This window comes from Kluyvera sp. STS39-E (assembly GCF_040932435.1).
GTDB lineage: Bacteria > Pseudomonadota > Gammaproteobacteria > Enterobacterales > Enterobacteriaceae > Kluyvera.
Map to the genome: position 1 here is coordinate 146,652 of NZ_JBFQGA010000009.1, position 20,708 is coordinate 167,359.

Annotated in this window: 17 protein-coding genes and 1 tRNA gene; 6 read left to right on the top strand and 12 right to left on the bottom strand. The window is 51.5% G+C overall.

Annotated features, from left to right (window positions below; genetic code table 11):
* Positions 1–17: 17 nt before the first annotated feature.
* The 7 genes from tssH to tssB all read right to left on the bottom strand — a co-directional run bounded on the left by tssH (position 18) and on the right by tssB (position 9,130).
* Positions 18–2,651 (bottom strand): type VI secretion system ATPase TssH, encoded by a 2,634-nt coding sequence (gene tssH, locus AB4K05_RS19670; protein ID WP_368481555.1) that lies wholly within the window; start codon positions 2,649–2,651, stop codon positions 18–20.
* Positions 2,652–2,821: 170 nt separating this feature from the next.
* The gene (hcp, locus tag AB4K05_RS19675; RefSeq protein ID WP_368481556.1) at positions 2,822–3,313 is read right to left on the bottom strand and encodes a type VI secretion system effector Hcp; all 492 of its coding nucleotides are present in this window, start codon (positions 3,311–3,313) and stop codon (positions 2,822–2,824) included.
* Between the two features lie 4 nt (positions 3,314–3,317).
* Positions 3,318–5,042: an OmpA family protein gene (locus tag AB4K05_RS19680; protein WP_368481557.1), complete on the bottom strand. Its 1,725-nt coding sequence runs from the start codon at positions 5,040–5,042 to the stop codon at positions 3,318–3,320.
* 3 nt (positions 5,043–5,045) lie between these two features.
* Positions 5,046–5,699 carry a type VI secretion system protein TssL, short form gene (gene tssL / locus AB4K05_RS19685; protein WP_368481558.1) on the bottom strand — a complete coding sequence of 218 codons (654 nt, stop codon included), beginning with the start codon at positions 5,697–5,699 and terminating at the stop codon, positions 5,046–5,048.
* Positions 5,696–7,033, bottom strand: coding sequence for a type VI secretion system baseplate subunit TssK (gene tssK, locus AB4K05_RS19690; protein WP_368481559.1), 1,338 nt, complete (start codon positions 7,031–7,033; stop codon positions 5,696–5,698). The genes tssL and tssK overlap by 4 nt, the downstream gene beginning before the upstream one ends.
* 18 nt (positions 7,034–7,051) lie before the next feature.
* The gene (tssC, locus tag AB4K05_RS19695) at positions 7,052–8,599 is read right to left on the bottom strand and encodes a type VI secretion system contractile sheath large subunit (protein ID WP_368481560.1); all 1,548 of its coding nucleotides are present in this window, start codon (positions 8,597–8,599) and stop codon (positions 7,052–7,054) included.
* 33 nt (positions 8,600–8,632) lie between these two features.
* Positions 8,633–9,130: a type VI secretion system contractile sheath small subunit gene (gene tssB, locus AB4K05_RS19700; RefSeq protein ID WP_368481561.1), complete on the bottom strand. Its 498-nt coding sequence runs from the start codon at positions 9,128–9,130 to the stop codon at positions 8,633–8,635.
* Positions 9,131–9,893: 763 nt separating this feature from the next.
* Between tssB and AB4K05_RS19705 the strand changes: the two genes are divergently transcribed.
* The gene (locus tag AB4K05_RS19705; protein WP_368481562.1) at positions 9,894–10,289 is read left to right on the top strand and encodes a hypothetical protein; all 396 of its coding nucleotides are present in this window, start codon (positions 9,894–9,896) and stop codon (positions 10,287–10,289) included.
* Between the two features lie 537 nt (positions 10,290–10,826).
* On the opposite strand, the gene AB4K05_RS19710 is transcribed toward AB4K05_RS19705, so the two are convergent.
* The 3 genes from AB4K05_RS19710 to AB4K05_RS19720 all read right to left on the bottom strand — a co-directional run bounded on the left by AB4K05_RS19710 (position 10,827) and on the right by AB4K05_RS19720 (position 16,320).
* A complete protein-coding gene (locus AB4K05_RS19710) occupies positions 10,827–13,301 on the bottom strand; it encodes an autotransporter outer membrane beta-barrel domain-containing protein (protein WP_368481563.1) in 2,475 nt (824 codons plus the stop codon).
* Between the two features lie 1,168 nt (positions 13,302–14,469).
* Positions 14,470–14,557: transfer RNA gene (locus tag AB4K05_RS19715), tRNA-Ser, on the bottom strand.
* Positions 14,558–14,700: 143 nt separating this feature from the next.
* Positions 14,701–16,320 carry an ABC transporter substrate-binding protein gene (locus tag AB4K05_RS19720; RefSeq protein WP_368481564.1) on the bottom strand — a complete coding sequence of 540 codons (1,620 nt, stop codon included), beginning with the start codon at positions 16,318–16,320 and terminating at the stop codon, positions 14,701–14,703.
* 236 nt (positions 16,321–16,556) lie between these two features.
* Between AB4K05_RS19720 and yccA the strand changes: the two genes are divergently transcribed.
* Together yccA and tusE are read left to right on the top strand one after the other, a co-directional pair.
* Positions 16,557–17,216: an FtsH protease modulator YccA gene (gene yccA / locus AB4K05_RS19725; protein ID WP_368481565.1), complete on the top strand. Its 660-nt coding sequence runs from the start codon at positions 16,557–16,559 to the stop codon at positions 17,214–17,216.
* Between the two features lie 89 nt (positions 17,217–17,305).
* Positions 17,306–17,635 (top strand): sulfurtransferase TusE, encoded by a 330-nt coding sequence (gene tusE / locus AB4K05_RS19730; protein ID WP_368481566.1) that lies wholly within the window; start codon positions 17,306–17,308, stop codon positions 17,633–17,635.
* On the opposite strand, the gene yccX is transcribed toward tusE, so the two are convergent.
* Positions 17,632–17,910, bottom strand: coding sequence for an acylphosphatase (gene yccX, locus AB4K05_RS19735; protein WP_368481567.1), 279 nt, complete (start codon positions 17,908–17,910; stop codon positions 17,632–17,634). The genes tusE and yccX overlap by 4 nt on opposite strands.
* A 142-nt stretch (positions 17,911–18,052) precedes the next feature.
* On the opposite strand from yccX, the gene rlmI reads away from it, so the two are divergent.
* Together rlmI and hspQ are read left to right on the top strand one after the other, a co-directional pair.
* Complete coding sequence (gene rlmI, locus AB4K05_RS19740) at positions 18,053–19,243, top strand: 23S rRNA (cytosine(1962)-C(5))-methyltransferase RlmI (RefSeq protein WP_368481568.1); 1,191 nt, start codon at positions 18,053–18,055, stop codon at positions 19,241–19,243.
* A gap of 70 nt (positions 19,244–19,313) precedes the next feature.
* Complete coding sequence (hspQ, locus tag AB4K05_RS19745; RefSeq protein WP_234501848.1) at positions 19,314–19,631, top strand: heat shock protein HspQ; 318 nt, start codon at positions 19,314–19,316, stop codon at positions 19,629–19,631.
* Positions 19,632–19,674: 43 nt separating this feature from the next.
* On the opposite strand, the gene AB4K05_RS19750 is transcribed toward hspQ, so the two are convergent.
* Positions 19,675–20,088, bottom strand: a complete 414-nt coding sequence (locus tag AB4K05_RS19750) for a CoA-binding protein (RefSeq protein WP_368481627.1) — start codon at positions 20,086–20,088, stop codon at positions 19,675–19,677.
* 132 nt (positions 20,089–20,220) lie between these two features.
* Between AB4K05_RS19750 and mgsA the strand changes: the two genes are divergently transcribed.
* The gene (mgsA, locus tag AB4K05_RS19755) at positions 20,221–20,679 is read left to right on the top strand and encodes a methylglyoxal synthase (protein ID WP_368481569.1); all 459 of its coding nucleotides are present in this window, start codon (positions 20,221–20,223) and stop codon (positions 20,677–20,679) included.
* Positions 20,680–20,708 lie beyond the last annotated feature (29 nt).

The following is a 20,708-nucleotide window of genomic DNA, read 5'->3' on the forward strand; positions in this document are numbered from 1 at the left end:
CCCTTTAGCCAAGCCTGTTAATCAAACTCCAGCCCTATGCCCTCTTCCTCACTCCATCCCAGAGTTAAAGAAGCGGGCTTCTGCTTCGCCGCCATATGGGCCAGCAGTTGCTGGCTCAGCACCGGCAGAATTTGCTGGTTGAGCAGGCTGTCGACGTTACGTGCGCCGGTGTCGGGTAGCAGGCAGGCAGCGGTCAGTGCGTCATACAGGCTTTCGCCAATATGCGTCGTCAGCCCGTAATGGCGATTCAAGCGCTGGCTGACCTGGCCGAGTTTTATTTCCACGATGGTACGCATCGCGGGCTCACTCAGCGGACGGTAAATCACAGTCTGGAAACGGGCCAACAGCGCGGGCTGGAAGTGCTCACGCAGTATCGGGCGCAGCCGTTCGTGCAGGTCGCCTTCGGTTGCATCCGGCTGTTCATCTAGCAACTGCATCAGATGGTCGCTGCCAAGGTTGGAGGTCATCAGAATGACGGTGTTGCGGAAGTCGATTTCGCGGCCTTCGCCATCGCGCATAAAGCCCCGGTCGAATACTTGGTAGAACAGGTTCATCACATCGCGGTGTGCTTTCTCCACTTCATCCAGCAGCACCACGCTGTACGGACGTTTGCGGACCGCTTCGGTCAGAATGCCGCCCTGCCCGTAACCGACATAGCCAGGGGGTGAGCCCTTCAGTTGGGAAACGGTGTGCGGTTCTTGGTATTCGGAGAGGTTGATGGTAATGAGCGACTTCTCGCCGCCGTACATCACATCAGCCAGCGCCAGTGCGGTTTCCGTTTTCCCTACGCCGCTAGGGCCAACCAGCAGGAACACGCCCTGAGGACCGTTTTCTGAAGTCAGGCCGGTTTTGGCCGCACGCAGACGCTGCGCTATCGCATTGAGGGCAGCATCTTGACCAACCACACGCTTGCCGATTTCGGCCTCCAGCATCAGCAGTTCGGTTTGTTCGTCTTTCATTAGGGAAGATAAAGGCACACCGGTCCAGTCTGCAATCACATTGGCAACGGTGCGGGTATCAACATCTATCTGAATCAGCACGTCATCCTGCTGCGCGCTATTCAGTTGTTGTTGCAGGTCATTAATATCCGCCTGACGGCTGATGTCTTGGCGGCAGTCCATCAGTTGCAGGGCAATGTCTTTCTGCTGCCCGAAGCGTTCTTCCTGCTGCTGCTGAGTGGTTTCAAGCCCAGCGCGCTGTTGCTCAATTATGTTCAGGCGCTCGCCATGTCTGTTGCTTCCGGCGGCAATGTCTTCCAGTAGCGCCTGTTCTTCCAGCGTCAGTGCTATCATCTGCGCTTTCAGGCGGGTAATCTCTTCCGGTACGGTATCGAGGCTCATGCGCACACGGGCGGCTGCGGTGTCGAGCAAATCAACCGCCTTATCAGGTAACTGTCGCCCGGTGAGATAACGACGCGACAATGTCACGGCAGCACGTACCGCATCGTCGGTGATATGCACACCATGGTGCTCGGCATAGCGGGATTTCAGGCCACGCAGCATCAGGCAGGCGGTATCGTCGTCGGGTTCATCAACCAACACCCGCTGAAAGCGGCGTTCCAGCGCGGCATCACGCTCGAAATATTGTTTGTATTCGGACCAGGTGGTTGCGGCGATGGTGCGAAGTTCACCGCGGGCAAGTGCTGGTTTCAGCAGGTTTGCAGCATCCGCGCCACCGGCTGAATTGCCCGCACCGATAATGGTGTGGGCTTCGTCGATAAATAACAGAATGGGCACCGGTGACTGCTGTACGGCATCAATCACGTTTTTCAGGCGCTGTTCAAATTCCCCTTTCACGCCGGCCCCCGCCTGCAGCAGACCAAGGTCGAGAGTACGCAATACCACCGTTTTCAGGCTTTCCGGCACGTTGCCCTCGCTGATGCGCAGCGCCAGTCCCTCCACCAGCGCAGTTTTTCCAACGCCCGGCTCACCGACTAGGATCGGGTTGTTCTTGCGGCGACGGGAAAGAATATCCACCATTTGGCGAATTTCGGTATCACGACCAAATACCGGGTCGATTTTTCCTTCCTTCGCTTTCGCGGTGACATCGAGGGTAAATTTATCCAGCGCGTTCTGCAGTGCCGGACTGAGTTCCCCCTCTTTTACCTCCGCGCCGACGGGACGGCCGACGAACTCCACGTCTCCACCGTGGCTGTGCGCCAGTTTCGCCTCCAGTTGCACTTCCGGGCGTTCATCTGACTGCGCATCAAGCAACGGACGTAGGCGCTCCAACTGACTCTGCCCCAGTGTCAGCAAAGGCCACAGACCATCACAGCGCACTAGGTTTTGTTTCTCGGCTAGGGCCATCAGCAGATGATGACTTCGGATCTGTTCTTCGCCAGCCAGTGAGGCAAGCAACCAGGCTTCCTGCATTAGCTTCTGGCTGTTCTCCGAGAGCTGTGGACGGTGGCGTACTGAGCGCGGTTGTTTATCGAGCCAGCCCAATAAATCCTGCCAGAGGCTGTCCATATCCCACTCGTAGCGACGTGCCAGCACGATAAGATCGCCCTCGCCCTGCTCCAGCAGTTTTAGCAGCCAGTGTTCTGGCAGAATTTCAGCATGGGCGCGGGTCTGACAGAGTGAAGCAGCCCCTTCCATCGCGCGGGCACAGTACGGATTCAGACGTCGTAACAGGATGGCTGGGTTTTCCATTTTTTTCTCTCTTGATGGCTTCCGGGCACGCTACCGCCCATCGCTGTTTCCCGTAACGGGGACCAAAGCGCATGTGGTTGAGCGGACAAATTGTGAGGTTTTTTGCTGAGCGCCCGCATTAACAGACGCTCAGCAAAAAAAGCGGACAGAAAACTCTGCCCGCCTGCGGTTTACGCCGTGGCGCGTTCGTTCCAAGAATCGGAATGAATGATGTTGCCGTCTTTGTAGGTCCAGGTGATTTTTTCGTAACGCAGTTCAATGCGCTCAAGGTGGTTGTGCTTCTCGTAAGAAGGATCCTTGATGTCGTGCATCACTGGGTTCACTTTCACCACTTTCACGTTTTCCAGTTTGGTGTTGAAGTACTCCACTTCTTGGCCAGCATCGTTGATTCTGTACCACTTGAATTCCGCGGACTTGAGGGTCTGCCCGGTGGTCACCGCCTTGTACAGGTACGGGCTGGACGAATCGATTTCCTTGGTGAACAGGAACGGCGTGTGGATGCGGGTGCCCGTCAGCTTGCCGGTGTTGTTATCGGTCGGGATGTACAGATTATGTTCCTGAGCCACCACCTCAATGCTGCCTTCGCGATCCTGAACGTCCACAGACCCTTTAATGTCTGCGCCACCGTCGTCTTTCAGCCAAAGATAAACAGGAATTGCCATGGAATTACTCTCCATTGTGTTGTGAGACGTCATCATCCTGCGATGACGCTTTGGGATTGCCCGGTATCTGGCAGGCGTTGGCCTGTGGTACCAGACTGATTTCGACACGGCGGTTTAGCGTACGGCCATCCGGCGTATCATTGGTTGCGATTGGGCGGCTTTCGCCATAGCCCTGCACCGCAAAACAGCTTTCCGGCACATCACCGGTATCACGCATCCAGTCGCGCACCGCTTCTGCACGCTTCAGGGACAGCATCTGGTTGAGCTTCGGGTTGCCGGTGTTATCGGTATGGCCGGACACGACAATCAGCCAGCCCGGTTTCGCCTTAACGCCGACTAGCGAGTTCACCAGCATTTTGGTTGACCCGGCTTTCAGCGTTGATTTGCCGGAATCAAACAGCGACATGCTGTCGAGGCGGATAGTCTTCGGCCCCTGGATAATCTTTTTGATAACCGGAGGCGGAGGTGGTGGTGGTGCCCAGTCGTTCACCGCAGCTTCCACTGCAGGTATCAGGCGTAGCCCCTGATACAGCCCCAGTCGATAGCGTATAGGCTCGCCGCGACGCAGCCAGTCGTCCAAGAGAGCGCCGTCGGCACGTAGCCGCTGCTGGGCAAGGATTTTGGGTGCAGCCGGTGTGCCAGTGAGGTGGTGGTATAAGGCCAGATGATCGCCCACATTGCGGATGAGTCGCTGGTTGTTCACCCAAGAGGCTAGCATCGCCAGCGCAAGGAAAATGCCCCCCGTCAACCCGATATAGCGCCAGAACACCATACGCCGGCTGACGCCACGACGGCGTGGCAGCGCGGGCAGCAGCAATTCCGGTAGCGGTAAAGGCTCACCGTTCCTAGCGGCGTCCGGCGGTAGTGCGGTGACAGAAGCAATATGTTGCTGCCAAAGGTTACCGGCGACGCCGTTAACTGGCACCATACACAGCGCCTGAACGCAGAGTTTCAGGGCAGGCAATTCCCCCTGGCGCACCGACAGCAGGCTGCTAACCGCGCTGTGGAGCCAAGTGAGTCCACTCTCAAGCCATAACCCTTGGCTCAGACGGGAAAGCCGCACGTCCGCAGTTGTTTCCCGGGCCCAATCTGCCAGTGGCAAATTGCCTTGGCCTGGCTGATACACCTGGATACCCGCTCGCTGGCTGACCGTGGTAAACCAAACCGGCTCGACGTCAGAACAGACAGATGGCGGCGACAGCCAGGTGACGGCCCACAGCGGGGGAAGCGCGCCAAATGCCGCGCGGCATTGAACGACAGCACGCTGCCAGCCTCGTAAAGCCTGTGTAAAATCATCAGTGGATGTGTGCTGCTCTGGCACCACCGCCAACAGCACAGAGATTTGTGACACCAGCGCCGGACGAATCTGACTCAGGTGCAGGGCAAGCAACGGCAGTTGCTCTGCATCTTTTATCCGCACATACCAGCCCTGTCGGGTTTCACGATGCTGGGCAGACTCAGCAAACAGCGCGCCGTTATCGCCGCACGCCAAAATAACCGCGCCCTGAAAATCTTCCGGGGGCAGGCTTTCGTCCATCATCTCCATGAGCGCCTGTGCCCGTAGCTGGGATGCCCGCTGTTGATGCCAGAGCATCGCCCCGCAGATCAGTAAAACCAGCAGGCTGAGCGCCACACGACTCCCGACCGACAGCGGCCAGAAGCCTAGGATAAGCCACATCGCCAGCACGCCCGCGAGCACGGTTAGCAGGATCCGGTAAACATCACGCATCGTTTACCCCAGCCTGATCGTCTGGCTCACCAGTTCAGTGAGGGAGGATGAGAGGAAGAACCACAGCGCCGCCAGAGCAGCCGCCCCGATAATCCAAGAGAGCCAGTACAGACGACGACCGCCGCGCAGGCGAGATGCTCTGACGACAATCGGTGCATCCTGAGCAAGGGTAAATGCGGGCACCCGTTCAGCCAGCGCACGAACCACATCCTCTCGACGCTCGTCATCCTGCGCACGATACTGGCCAACAAATCCCAGTTGGAGGGTACGGTACATGCAGGTCAGTACTGCGGTGTCCGGCGCGGACTCTTTTAGCAGATTGCGGATCCGTTCCCACAGTTCTTCCCCAGCATTTAAGGTGCCAAAAAAATGCGCCTGCAGCGGGTCTCGCCGCCAAATCAGGTAGCCGTCGTCCGTGGTTCCCCGGTTGAGGACGCTCTCATCAAGCAGGGCACACAGGGCGTATACCATGTGGTCTCGGCAGATGTCGCTATAACCGGCATCTGAAAGCGAGGCACGCACTTCCTGTACCAGACGGCGAGCCCGGCGATAGAGCCCCTCCCCATCCTGGACTTCCTGCCCGCCGCGCAGTTGGCTGACCATCAGCCAACCCGGATAAAAAATCTGTTCAATTTGACTGAGAGTGGATTTATTCATGTGCGCAGCACCGCAAAGAGCTCAAGTTTCACATCCCCCAATGAACGCGGGGTGTAGAAGGTGCAACTGCCCATTTCCAGCATGCTACGGGCCGCTTCCGAGCTTAGATCCAGTGAGAAATACTGATTCTCAAGACGCAAAGGGATCGCCGCAGGCACATGCGCCAGCGGTTTGATTACCATTCCGCTCAGCGCCACATTCACCACATCCGATACATCTTCAAGGCTGCCCGCCTTGCACAACAGTGGGAATTTCGTCTGCAACTCATGATTTGGCATAGAAGAACGCACGGAAAGGTAGAAATCGGCGCCTTCGCGCAGACGCGCATCGTGAAGAGAGCCTTTCCAGAGCTGTTCTTGCTGCTCAAGTTGGATACTGATAACCCGGGATGGCAGGCTGGCTTCCAGCAACTTATCAAGCAGTGTCAGTAACGGCGGGAACACATGCTCAGGTGCATCATGCTGATAAGCGGGGATATTCCCGGCATCGTTGTCTAGGGAAAAAGTCAGCAAACTGCCGGCCAAGCGAGTCAGTTCGCGGTAGAGCAGTTCCGGGTGACGATTCGGAGTCTGTAGCAGTTCGGCCAGCACCGGCTCGGCACTGTTCAGGGCATTGAGAAGCCAGAACAGCGAAACATCGGCCACCGCAAAATCGGCCAGACGTTCGTTGCTTTCGCGCCGCATCGCCATCAGGCGTTTACGTCGAGCCTGCAGGCGGACCAGCAGATCGCCCAGTTCGGTGACCAGCGAAGGGCTTGCTGCAACGGAGAGCATCGGTGGAATAAAGGAAGGATCGCGGCTCCACAGCCCCTGCGCGTTACGTGCTAATCGGGCCACCGGACAGGTCAGATATGCGGTGTTTTCCTGCGTGGACAAACGCAGCGTCATGGCATGACGCAGAATGGCCAGCTCCCCGCTTTCATGTCCGGCCAGCTCCTGCACCACTACCCGTTGCGCTTTCCAGCGGCGCGGACGTTCGCTGTCCTGCCCGTTATCAAGATTGCCACCACTGGCACTCAGTAGCGGCAGCGCGACAACCACGTCAACAGACTCAGAGCCGCTTGCGGCGGATAAATCACAAACCGGCGGAAGATTATCTGCCAAATCCGTATCAACAAGGGTTCCGTCCTGAAACCGGACCACCAAGCGGGTGGCATTGAGGCGCGACAATGCGAGAGCGGCATCGTCAAATTCTGCATTTGCCACGCCCCAAGGATGGGAAATTGCCATCCGGGCGACCATATCAGCAACATAAGCATCCCAACGGGCCTGCTGCTGGAACTGTTGCGGGGCCAGAGCGGCCCCGTCCTCCCAAAGTGGGCGAAAAATTTTCATCCCTGATTTCCCCTCGCCTTACGACTTGGCTTTAGGCATCTGGGAAACCAGCGACAGATTGACGTCCATCCCCTCGACCTGGAAATGCGGTACCGCATACAGCTTCACGCGGAAGAAGCCTGGGTTGTCCTCGATATCCTCGACCACCACTTTGGCATCGCGAAGCGGGTGCGACGCCTGTAGCTCATCGCCGGGATCGGTCATTTCGGTGACCAGACTTTTCACCCACGTGTTGAGTTCCAGCTCCAACAGACGACGGTCTTTGGTGGTTCCGATGTTTTCGCGCTGAATAAGCTTCAGATAATGGGCAATACGTGACAGTAGGAAGATATATGGCAGACGCGCATTGATTCGGCTGTTTGCCGTAGCATCGGCGGTATCGTAAAGCGCGGGTTTCTGGGCGGAATTTGCGCTGAAGAATGCGGCAAAATCGCGGTTCTTATAGTAGGACAGCGGGATAAAACCGAGATTCGCAAATTCAAATTCGCGGGTTTCTGGGATCATCACTTCAGACGGAATTTTCACCTGATTGCCAGTGCCCAGATCGTACAGATGGATAGGCAAATCCTGAACGGCACCACCAGCCTGCGGCCCACGGATCTGAACACACCAGCCATTGTTGATGAAGCTGCGCACCATGTTGGACGCGAAAGCAAATGAAGCATTGGTCCACAGGTATTTGTCGTGATCCGGACCCTTCACCTCTTCAACATAGTTAAAGCTGCGCACCGGCACGGTATCTGGACCATAAGGCAGACGGCCAAGCACGCGCGGCATCACCAGACCGATATAGCGAGCATCATCCGTTTCGCGGAATGATTTCCACTTGATGTACTCCGCGCGGTCAAAATAGTTACCGATATCCTTGATCGCTGCTACGTCCTCCATTGTATCTTTGAGGAAGAATTTCGGCCCGGCAGAGCCGATAAACGGCATGTGCGCTGCGGCAGAGACTTTTGAGATATTACGCAGCAGAGCAATATCCTGCGCAGAGGCATCAAACTCGTAAGCGGAGATCAGTGCGGCAATGGGCTCTCCGCCAGGGGTATCATACTCATCAATATAGGCGTGTTTATACAGACCGCTCTGGATGATTTCCGGGCTATCTTCAAAGTCCTGACGCAGGTCTTCTTTAGACATGTCCAGCAGCTCAACCTTCACGTTCTGGCGGAAATCGGTTTTATCCACCAGCGATTTCACGCCACGCCACAAGCTTTCTACCGCCTGGAATTCTTCGCTGTGCATTACCGCGTCCAACTGGCGGCTAATCTGGTAGTCCAGCTCCGCGATGTGCTGATCAATCAGCGTTTTATCGAGCTTTTCAACTTTGGACCCCGATTTTGTCAGGCATTCTAGGAACACCTGCATTCCTGCCGTTAAACGTTCATCCGCAGTTGCATCCGACATCGCCTGTGCATCCTGCCAGATATCCAACGCGCTCAGCTCAGAGACTGGGTTCAGGTTGATCTTTTCAAACAGGGACGCATACACGCTACCTGCAGCAGGACGTTCAAGCACCACACTCTCGCCAGCCGCGGCATTCTCATTTTTTACAGACATCAGCATATTCCTTTTTAATCCGTTAAATCATCGTGACCGTTATGGCTGTTTCGGGGCCAGAGCAGACAGCTCGGCACGGAGTTCTGCGCTTAATGCCGGGTCCAGCAGGATTTTTTCCAGTTCCTTACGGAAAGCCTGGTTATCAAGAAGATTGGCCTTGAGATCGCGGAGCAAATTGCGCATGGAGAGCATGGCCTTCAACTGAGGGATTTGCCGGGAGACTTGTTCTGGGGAGAAGTCCTTCATGCTTTGGAAGGTCAGACTGATGCTGTCTTCGCTGCCGTCATCGGCAAGGGTGTTTTTAACGGTAAGGTCGACGCTTGGGGAATATTCTGACAACACCGCGTCAAAGTTGTTTTTATTTACATTAACTTTTCCACGCTCCGATAGTGGCGCAGATTCCTGACCATTACTGAAATCGCCCGCCACAAGTAATTTCAGGGGGAGTTCAGTTTTCTTGCTAGCACCTCCCGTATGCAGGTCAAGCTTTAGATTGATACGTGCCTTTGGCACTTCATTCTGGAAACTATCAGCCATCTCATCATCCCTCGGTTTATCGCTGTCCACACTTTTCAGATGAAAGTGATTTAAACTCGATAATAGAATAATGATCGACCCAAGATCAAATATACCGATCTTTTATCTGTTTCAGTTATTGTTTTAAGAATTTTCTACCGATAGCCAATAGTAAATTGTACTGATTACCCAGCCAATCAGACCATGCGCAGTACATTAAGCGAACATTTATATCGAATAAGTTAAATTTCATGGACAATGGTTAGCGTAATGATCTTATGTTGATTCAAATCAATATATAGAAGGCCAAAAGACCTATCCGTTATTAGGTTTTTATTTTAGGGGGAAAGGTAATAAGAAGGACCGCTTTGACACCATTCTTCGCTAGCAATCCTCCGACGACAGGTGAAAGTGTTCTGTCGGGTCCGTTGCCTGATTACAGCAGGGTATGTATTTCTGAACCCGACTTTTTTGCCTCATCAGTCCGCAGCACTCTCAGGGACATTCAGTCACGGCATACGTCACGATGACATCAAGAATCTGCGCGAACGCTGCCCCGTAGCGCACCGATATTCCGGAAACAATTCACAAATGAAAATAAATATCATTTTCATGATAATGTTAACGACGACCGCCTTCCATAGCAGACAGCCGGGCTGACGCCCTTTGCCATGATTATCTCTTTCGCTGCAACTACCGTTGGGCCACCTTTATCAAAAATTGGATACGTGTATTATTTCCCCACAGATATCAATCATCCGATATGGTTTAGGGAAATTTAAGTATGTTAAATAAATGTTTACTAGGAATCTTACTAGGACTGGTTGCTGCTTCCGCTAATGCAGGATGCTGGGTTGTCGGAAATCTTAGCGGTGTAGGCTCCCAGCAGTACAACCAATATGATTTTAAAAAAGATGGTTTTACTGGAAAAGTATTTGTCCTCAATATTGATAAGAAAGCCCCATCTGTCACAGATAGCATCATGACCTACACCGTAGTCAGTCCCACAGCGATGATAGGAACGTACAATACAGACCTCGGCCTTACTATCCAGACATGGCAGATTTCAACTGATGGTACAAAAGCATATATGACTATAAACAGAACGAACTCCAATAACGTGTCGCAAGATGCCGTTAGCGCTTTTGTCGGGGATATTAAAGCCAAGTGCGACCATTAGTAATAGCTCGTAAGACCCGTAAAACTTCTCACTGAATTAGTTCGGAGGCGATTGAATCCACTATTTTTTGATTGTTTTGACTTCCTGCTGCCCCATGAAAATAGCCACCTGAAGGTGGCCTTTTTAATCAAAATCATATTAATAACAGTAAGTTAATTTTATTTTTTGCACGTGATCATTTTCTGCTGCCCTCAGTTTTCTATGATTAGACCGGTTCTTGCATTCCACGAATTGAGGACAACACATCGAATTACGACATGGTCCTGAGCAGGTGATCCCCCTCGCTACAGCCCTGTTTCGACGTCGAATGAATAAAACCAGTCATCCGTGCTTTCCTACGTTTCCAGTAGGATTTTCTTAACTCGCTTTTTGTCACCCTGAGCGCCGTCAGTGATGCTCAGGGTATCGGTTAACTTATTCATTTCATAGATAGAAAACCCGTCGGGACGGGTTTTGGTCTTTTTAGGCGTAAATCATGGGAGATTTGCCACAAAAGGAGGTGCTAACAGTTTTTCTGGCAGCGCAGAGTTCGTTTCGTTAAAAGTTAATTTTGACACCAACCATGGCACTGCTATCCATGTAGCCGCGGGTACCTAATTGCGTCCCGACATTCCCCCACAGGTTAAGGCTGTGACTCAGCTTCGCTTCTACACCAGCTTTAACTTCTCCCAGATTACGAGAGCCAGCCTGGTGGATGCGGGTACCATCCATCGTGGAGCCAAAGCTGCGGCTGTTATGCAACCAGTTTGCCTCCACGAATGGCTCAAAGCTACGCCCAGTGCCGGCATCCATGGCGTGATGGCCTTTTAGGAACGTCCGCACTCCCAAACGAGTCTGAACATTACCGTCACCCTGTCCTTTTACTACTGTCCCGTTCGTTTCACGATGATCATCAGATTTCACGCCCATCCAGGTGAGCTGAGCCTGGGGCTGAATAAACCACTCATTCACACTGCCATGGCTGCCAGCGATCTCACCAAGTTTTTGGGTGTAGCCGGTTTCCATCGAGGCTGTCAGCCCTTTTGACTTGTAGGACTCACTCGACAGCCCTTCACCGCTGATGCTGTTATTAAACCAGCTATACTGCAGCCAGCTGTCGAGATAAAGGCCAGCATCGTTTTTCTTGTCCTCAAACCAGGTCCCGTACATTCCGATACTGTAACCGTTTAGGGAACCTTTTGAGCCATAACCGGTGCGAGAAGAAGTGGTGGAGCTATGACTATTAGCATAGCCGGCCATCAGGCCCAGATGCCCCTCATTCGAACCGTTGGTAGACCATTGGGCCAAATCACCGCCCAGTTGTGCGACATAGCTGTTGCCTTGAGTTTTCAGTTGACCGCTGCCGTCCCGGAATTTACTGTGTGAACCGACCTGGCGGAGCCAAAGGCTCGTGACCTGGGCTTCACCGGTGACCGGATCCTGATACCAGGTTTCACCGCTGCGATCGTGCAGGCGGACGTTGAACAGTCTGTTGGCTGCGGCTAGGTTCGCTATATAACTCCCCCCTTCAGGACGAGCGTTAGGAGTTGGTTGTGGCTGTGGCATAGGAGCAATGCTGTTATTAACCAAATACCAATTCTTGTCATTCGAACCATAACCACGCCTGAGGCTATAATCCCATGCGCCCGCAACAATACGCCCCCCTTGTATGAATTCACCGGCTGAATCTCCATCAACATGAATCAGTTCTATACCATTGATGACTTCAGCCCCCTGACCACCCACATTATTAACATAAACTGTCGCGTTTCCTGCAGTGTTGCCTTTGATAATTAACTTATCTGTTGCTGAGTTGTCGCTACCCAGTACAGTATTGAAATTAATTACACCGTTGTGACTTAAAAAATCGCCTTCAACAACAACGGTATTAAATCGGTCATCACTTCGTAAGAAATTCAACACGCTATTATTCAATAGCAAATCGTTAATAAATGAATCGCCCTGATTTGACCACACACTGCCTTCGGATAACGAAACGTTAATCCTCCCATTTATACTGTAGTCTTCATTGTGGTTATTCATATTACCAACCACCGATGACTGGGATGTCAACATTAATTCAATTAAGCCATCATTCCCTGCATAAATATCACCGACGATATTACTTTTACCGGCAACACTGATTGCGGAACCGGCCAACGTAGTCTTAATTGCATACCCATTGGCCACATTCACGTTCAATCCGTTTTTAAAAGAAATATAATCAATATTATCACTCAACCCGGAAAGGAAACCAAATCGCCTTATTCCCACTCTATCTTCAGCATAAACGCCAATACTGTCCTCACCGCCAAATACAATATTAACAATGTCATTAAAAATGAGATGATCTAAATCTGTCGTTGCATAGGCACCATTTTGAATATAAATTCCATATGACTTTGGCGCATTTGATAAAATTGAAACACCCTTATTAAAAATTAGCTCAGATGGCCCATAAATCAACTCGCTCACCGACCTTATCCCCACAAATTTTGGAGTGCCTTCATAACCGCTTTCATTGAGAGAGTGATTTCTGATGATCAAATCATTGTCAAATAACCCCTTCACACTCCCATAACTCCTGATGCCTATTCCGCCAAAAGTGTTTATCTCTAGTGAGCTATAAGACTTAAAATCAGTATTGCTTAAACTTATTGCGCTGTACTGATAGAATGGAGCATCCCAGTCTGAGTTGATCATATAGACCCCCGGACCTGATAACTCCATGCTATTATTATGCGCCTTCAAACCAAATCTATCTTTTTTAGATATATTAATTTCTGAAATTGGGTTTACCGTAGTAATGATGACGTCATCCTGTTCAGATGAAATCTCTGAAGTTGGAAAGGCTGTGTCATCCAGAAGAATGGCTGCGTACAGAGAATTCGAGTTTAACGCAATTAATAGTGCCAGCATTTTAGGATGTGTAGACATTTTTACCCAGCTAATATAGTAGAACCCCCGCCCAATATGATGGGAAGCATTCATGTATTTATCAGAAGGATGCAATTTATAGGAAGAGAAAAACATTTCCTTTTCACAATAAAAACCCGCCACCTTTAATAAAAAGGTCGTAAGAACATCCACCAAGTTTAGATATGTGATATTTCAAAACATAAACAATGTTAATCAATGCATGATTTAAACGTGCATAATTCCATCTAAAAATTAAATAACGCTAATGAATTTAACGTAAGGTGAAAATCAACGCTATACTAAAACACCTTGCATCCACCTAATGGCATTAATAATTAGCGTCATAGGCATCATCTTCATGAAATAAAGTCCTCCTATCTACGATACATCTCTGATGTTGATTTTCGGCGATTCTACAAATGACCAAACAAGTTATCAATCAGACACAAACGTCAATGTAATATTTTATTATTTACACAAAACCAAGATTAAAAACCATGGAATAAATATCAATTAGAATTAAATGTTGATCAAGTAAAATAATTAACACAATATAAACATATTGATAATAAAATAACCCATTGAAAGATAGTAGCCATTTAATCTGCAAAAAATGCATAAAGAAGCATTCTAGTTAAAAAAAACCTTGTTTTACAAAAGATTAAGTCGCCCCCCTCAAGATTAAGTATGTATGGTCTTGCGAAGACATTTTCAGAATTTTCAAACCATTTTTTTTATGTAATTACAAAAAATTAAATAATATTGATACCCGATGACTTACAGAGATATAAATCCACACTGACTGACGCAAGCATTACTTAGATGACATATAAAAACACATGTCTCATAGGAAATGTTTTAAAATTGTTACATGCCGAGATGTGCATCGCAGTCATAATCCATTGCGCCTGTGCGACTGCCCGGTGTTGTTTAAGCGTCTCGTTTTCGGTTGCCGTTGTTTATTCGTCCCAGCGTTCCTGCGTGGTAAAGCTAGCGCATTTAGCTGGAGGCCTTGCCACTGGGTTTGTAGTCCCTAGCCCATCAGGGGGATGAGTGAACCGTAAAACGTTTAACCCCTAGTGCAATGATGCCAAGAAATCAGTAGGACTAAAATTGGGCAAAAAGATCCTTGGAACATCTCATGATAGAAAGGCTAAGGCGATTTCAGATTTGGAGGTAACAGCAAAGACAAAAGGAATAACTGATGAGGGAGATTAAAACGAGAAATATACCAACGCCCAAAGCAAAAAGGGGTTACCTTTCGGTAACCCCTTTTCTTATTTGGCGGAAGCGTAGAGATTCGAACTCTAGAACCCTTTCGGGTCGCCGGTTTTCAAGACCGGTGCCTTCAACCGCTCGGCCACGCTTCCAATGAGGCGCACTATAAACATCCCGAACGGACCTGTAAAGCACCAATACGTTCGTTTGCCTGAAAAACAGCCAAAAAGTTGTTGTTCGTCTGAAAAAACAACAAAACGGCTAGTTTTACAGCGCTTTAGCCGCCTTTTTCTGCCTAGTGCTTTTTGATGTACATATCTTTGGTGTAGTAATAACCGAGTCTATCAGGTGCAAATCCACCTACCCACGGCTTCACTAAGTGCGTGCGTACGTAGTGATAAACTGGAATGGCCGGCACATCGCGCCCCAGCATATCTTCCGCTTTCTGATAATCCTTCGCCCGCTGCGCTAAATCTGGTGCCTTCGCGGCATCTCGCAGCGCCTCGTCATAATCCGGGTTGCTGTATTTTGCCGTGTTCTCACTGTCGCCGGTACGGAAGGTGTTCAGGAAGGTAGAAGCATCATCGTAATCGGCAATCCAGGCATAGCGCACCACATCGAAGCTGCCAGTATGCATCGCATCCAGCATGGTTTTCCACTCCTGGTTTTGCAACTTCGCTTCAACGCCGAGATTTTTCTTCCACATCGATGCCGCGGCAATCGCCACGCGCTGATGCGACTCGGAGGTGTTATACAGCAGATTGAACGATAGCGGATGCGCATCGTTAAATCCGGCCTCGGCCAGCAGTTTCTTCGCTTCCGCTAGACGCTTATCGCGCGGCCAGGAGGCGTAGTCAGGGCCGTGGAGCTTGATACCGCCGATTTCAGGTTGGCTGATGACCCACGCAGGACGCTGTCCCTGCCCCATCACCTTCTCAGCGATAATGTCTTTATCCAGCGCCATATTCAGCGCTCGGCGCACGCGGACATCGTTAAACGGCGCGCGGGTGGTGTTGAATTCGTAATAATAGGTTGCCAGCTGCGGAGAGACATCGACCTCGTCGCCCAGCGTCTTTTTCAACTGGCTGAACTGGTTAATCGGCAGCGTGTAGACGATATCAACTTCACCGGCTTTATAGCGGTTTACGTCAGAGGCTTCAGAGCGAATCGGCAGATAAGTCACTTTGTTGATGACCGTATGTTTGTCGTCCCAGTAACGCGGGTTACGTGTGGCAACAATACGTTCGTTAACGACCCAGTCGGTCAGACTGTAGGCGCCGCTGCCAACAAAATGTTCGGGTTTAACCCACTTATCGCCGTAACGCGTAATCAGCACTTTATCCAGCGGCACCAGCGATGGGTGCGCCAGCATTGCAAGGAATGATGAAGTGGGCTGCGTGAGGGTGACTTCCAGCGTCGTGTCGTCCAGCGCCTTCACACCGAGGGTATCGGGATCTTTTTTGCCTAGCGCAATATCTGCGGCGTTAACAATATGCATATTGCCTGGATAGCTTGCATACGGTGAACCGGTGGCCGGGGTGACCAGTCGCTGCCAGCTCCAGACGACATCCTGTGCGGTAATCGCCGAGCCGTCGGCCCAGGTTATCCCCGGACGTAGGTGGAATGTCCAAACGGTGTTATTTTTATTGTCCCATGATTGCGCCAGACGTGGCTCAATACTGCCATCGCCTTTCACCGCCACCAGCCCGTCAAACAGATCGCTGATAATGTTAAATTCAACGTCACTTTCTACTTTATGAGGATCCAGTGAGGCCGGTTCATTGCCGTTGCTGCGGACCAGCGTTTGCTGCTCGGCAAGCTCAGTGCCTTGAGGGACGTTTGCGGCCTGCGCTGCCCCAGCCATTCCCATCGCCAGAATGACCATCGTGATGTAGTTATATTTTTGTAATTTCATTTCCATTGCCTTGTTGTTTTTACCCTCTTCACTCTTGGCACGGATATGAAATTACGCAAGTTTTTTCAACAACCTATAAGAGATTGATCTCGCTCTTTACCACTTTAGCGAGGATTCTGTGACCGGGCAGGAATCCCCCTGTTAGGCAGAGTAAAGATGGGTAAAAACATTAGGGAATAAAAGCAACTTTTCTTATGCTACGTCACTATTAACATCTGTCATAAAGAGAGTGACTTATGGAACGTATAATTACATCATCGCGTGACCGCTCATCGCTATTGAGCACCCACAAAGTCCTGCGTAATACCTATTTTCTGTTGAGCCTGACGCTGGCGTTTTCCGCCATTACAGCAACAGCCAGCACCGTGTTAATGCTGCCGTCGCCGGGGTTAATCCTGACGCTGGTGGGTATGTACGGTTTAATGTTCCTGACCCATAAAACGGCAGACAAGCCGGTCGGCATTCTGTCCGCGTTCGCATTCACCGGCTTCCTGGGTTACATCTTGGGGCCAATCCTTAACGCCTACCTGTCTGCGGGCATGGGCGACGTCATCGGCATGGCGTTAGGCGGTACGGCGCTGGTGTTCTTCAGCTGTTCAGCCTACGTGCTGACCACCCGTAAAGACATGTCCTTCCTCGGCGGTATGCTGATGGCAGGTATCGTGGTGGTGCTGATTGGTATGGTGGCGAACATCTTCCTGCAGTTGCCGGCATTGCACTTGGCAATTAGCGCCGTGTTCATCCTGATTTCCTCAGGCGCTATCTTGTTTGAGACCAGCAACATTATCCGCGGTGGCGAGACCAACTACATCCGCGCGACGGTGAGCCTTTACGTGTCGCTGTACAACATCTTCGTCAGTCTGCTGAGCATCCTGGGCTTCGCTAGCCGCGACTAACCCGCTCAACATGCAGTATCGAGGCCTCGCTTATGCGGGGCCTTTTTATTTGCTACACTTCCCGGCATCTGTTTGTGATGTGAAAAATTATGCTTATCTACGAAAATACCGAAATTGAAACCGATAGCGAAGGCTATCTCAAAGATACCACGCTGTGGAGCGAAGGGCTGGCAGCGGCGATTGCAGAACGTGAAGGGATTGAACTGAGCCCTGAACACTGGGAAGTGGTTCGTTTCGTGCGTAATTTCTATCTGGAATTTAATACCTCACCGGCCATCCGTATGCTGGTGAAGGCAATGGCGAATACCTTCGGCGAAGAGAAAGGCAACAGCCGCTATCTTTATCGGTTGTTCCCAAAAGGCCCGGCCAAACAGGCGACAAAAATTGCCGGCCTGCCAAAACCGGTGAAGTGTATTTAATAGCGAATACTAAAGTTGCTCCACGCTTTTTCGGGTTGATGAGGCTCACTCAGAACTTTATCAACCCTAGCGCTGCGCGGCCCACCGGCCTTTAGCCACGCTAACAGTTTTTCAACCTGCTCATCATCCCCGCAGGCCAACACTTCAACGCTGCCATCATCGAGATTCTTCGCATAGCCGCAAAGCCCAAGCCGCTTTGCCTCCTGCTGGGTAAAATAGCGAAAGCCCACGCCCTGAACCTGGCCGTAAACCCAACAAATAACACATTTTTCCATGTCGCTTTTCCCCGTTATGTTTTCACTTCATCAAGACACTGTAACGGTAATCACCGCCACATTCTTCCGTCGTTCGTTGCATTTGTGCGGGGAAGTCGGGAAAATGCAGCCTGATTCCTTCAAATAGCCAGATAGAAAAACTATGAGTGTACGTTTAGTGTTAGCCAAAGGGCGCGAAAAATCATTACTGCGCCGTCATCCCTGGGTCTTTTCCGGTGCGGTCGCCCGCATGGAAGGCAAAGCCAGTCTCGGTGAGACCATTGATATTGTGGACCATCAGGGTAAATGGTTAGCCCGCGGCGCATATTCTCCGGCATCGCAGATCCGTGCCCGCGTCTGGACGTTTGACGCTAAAGAAAGCATCGACATCGACTTCTTCGTTCGCCGTCTGCAGCAGGCGCAAAGCTGGCGCGACTGGCTGGCGCAAAAAGACGGGCTGGACAGCTACCGTCTCATTGCCGGTGAGTCTGATGGTCTGCCGGGCGTGACCATCGACCGCTTTGGTTCGTTCCTCGTACTGCAGCTGCTGAGCGCCGGTGCTGAATATCAGCGTGCGCCGCTTATCAGCGCTTTACAAACTCTCTATCCAGAGTGCGCTATTTACGATCGCAGCGACGTCGCCGTGCGTAAAAAAGAAGGGATGGAGCTCACTCAGGGGCCGGTCACTGGCGAATTGCCGCCAACGCTGCTGCCGATTGAAGAGCACGGGATGAAGCTGCTGGTAGACATTCAGGGCGGCCACAAAACCGGCTACTATCTTGATCAGCGCGATAGCCGTCTGGCAACCCGCCGCTATGTCGAGAACAAACGCGTCCTCAACTGTTTCTCCTACACCGGCGGTTTTGCCGTTTCCGCGCTGATGGGCGGATGCAGCCAGGTCACCAGCGTCGATACCTCTCAGGAAGCGCTGGACATTGCTCGCCAGAACGTAGAGTTGAACAAACTCGACCTGAGCAAAGCGGAGTTCGTGCGCGATGACGTATTTAAACTGCTGCGCAAATATCGCGACCAGGGTGAAAAATTTGACGTCATCGTCATGGACCCACCGAAATTTGTTGAGAACAAGAGCCAGCTGATGGGCGCTTGCCGTGGTTATAAAGACATCAATATGCTGGCTATCCAGCTGCTGAACCCGGGTGGCGTGCTGCTGACTTTCTCTTGTTCTGGCCTGATGACCACCGATTTATTCCAGAAAATCATCGCCGATGCCGCTGTAGATGCCGGTCGTGATGTACAATTTATAGAGCAGTTCCGTCAGGCAGCCGATCATCCTGTGATTGCGACGTACCCGGAAGGGCTCTATTTGAAAGGGTTTGCCTGCCGCGTCATGTAACTTGAAAAGCGAAATGGTGTCTATATATAGAGAGTGTGTATGAGGCGCTGTTTCCCGGGAGGTGTATATGATGATTACCAGCAAATTCGGTATTGGCCAACAGGTGCGTCATTCTCTGTTGGGCTATCTGGGTGTGGTGGTGGATATCGACCCGGTTTACTCGCTTGACGATCCAGAACCCGATGAGCTGGCGGCTAACGATGAACTTCGTGCGTTGCCTTGGTATCACGTGGTGATGGAAGACGATGACGGCCAGCCGATGCACACTTATCTGGCCGAAGCGCAGTTAAGCAGTGAGCCACGTGAAGATCATCCTGAACAACCTACGATGGATGAACTGGCCCGCACCATTCGCCGACAGCTACAGGCACCGCGGCTGCGCAACTAGCCGCCCTGTTCAATGAAAAAACCCCGCTATGCGGGGTTTTTTATTACTTAGCCAGACCAAGCCGCGGTATTTCAATCGCTGGGCAGCGATCCATCACCACATGCAGCCCCGCATCACGCGCCAGCACGGCGGCCTGTTCATTGATTACGCCAAGCTGCAACCACAGCGTTTTGGCGCCAATGGCAATGGCATCCTGCGCCACGCCCCACGCCGCTTCAGAATTACGAAAAACGTCCACCATATCGACTTTCTCAGGTATATCCGCAAGGGTGGCATAGCCCTTTTGCCCAAGCAGCGTACCACCAGCCACTTTGGGTGAAACGGGGATCACGTGATAGCCCTGATCCAACAGATATTTCATCACCCGATAGCTCGGGCGGTCGGGTTTATCGCTGGCTCCCACCAGCGCAATGGTGCGGGTCGTGGTCAAAATACTGGCAATTTCATTTTCAGTCATCATTATCCTCCAAGCCTTTTGATTAAGTGTAAGCGAGTCCGCCAATGTCGCGCGTCAAATTTTTGCCAATCAGGGCTTGCAGCCTGATTCTCTTGCAGTAATCTGTCTGGATCTCACACTTAGGGAATGTTTATGGAACTCACGACTCGCACCCTCGCGGCACGCAAACACATCGCGCTGGTCGCACACGACCACTGCAAAGACATGCTGATGAAATGGGTGCAACGCCATAAGGAATGTCTGGCTCAGCATACGCTGTCAGCCACCGGCACCACCGGTAATCTGGTGCAGCGGGCAACGGGGCTGGAAGTACAGGCACTGCTGAGCGGCCCGATGGGCGGCGACCAGCAGGTTGGTGCGCTCATTTCGGAAGGTAAAATTGATATCCTGATCTTTTTCTGGGATCCGCTTAACGCCGTTCCCCACGATCCGGATGTAAAAGCGCTGCTGCGCCTCGCGACCGTATGGAACATTCCGGTTGCCACTAATGCCTCCACCGCTGATTTTATTATCCAGTCACCTGAATTCGGCAAGCCTGTCGATATTCTGATCCCTGACTACCAGCGCTACCTTTCTGAACGGTTGAAGTAATTCGCTGAGAATACCGGCACCGCTGCTGC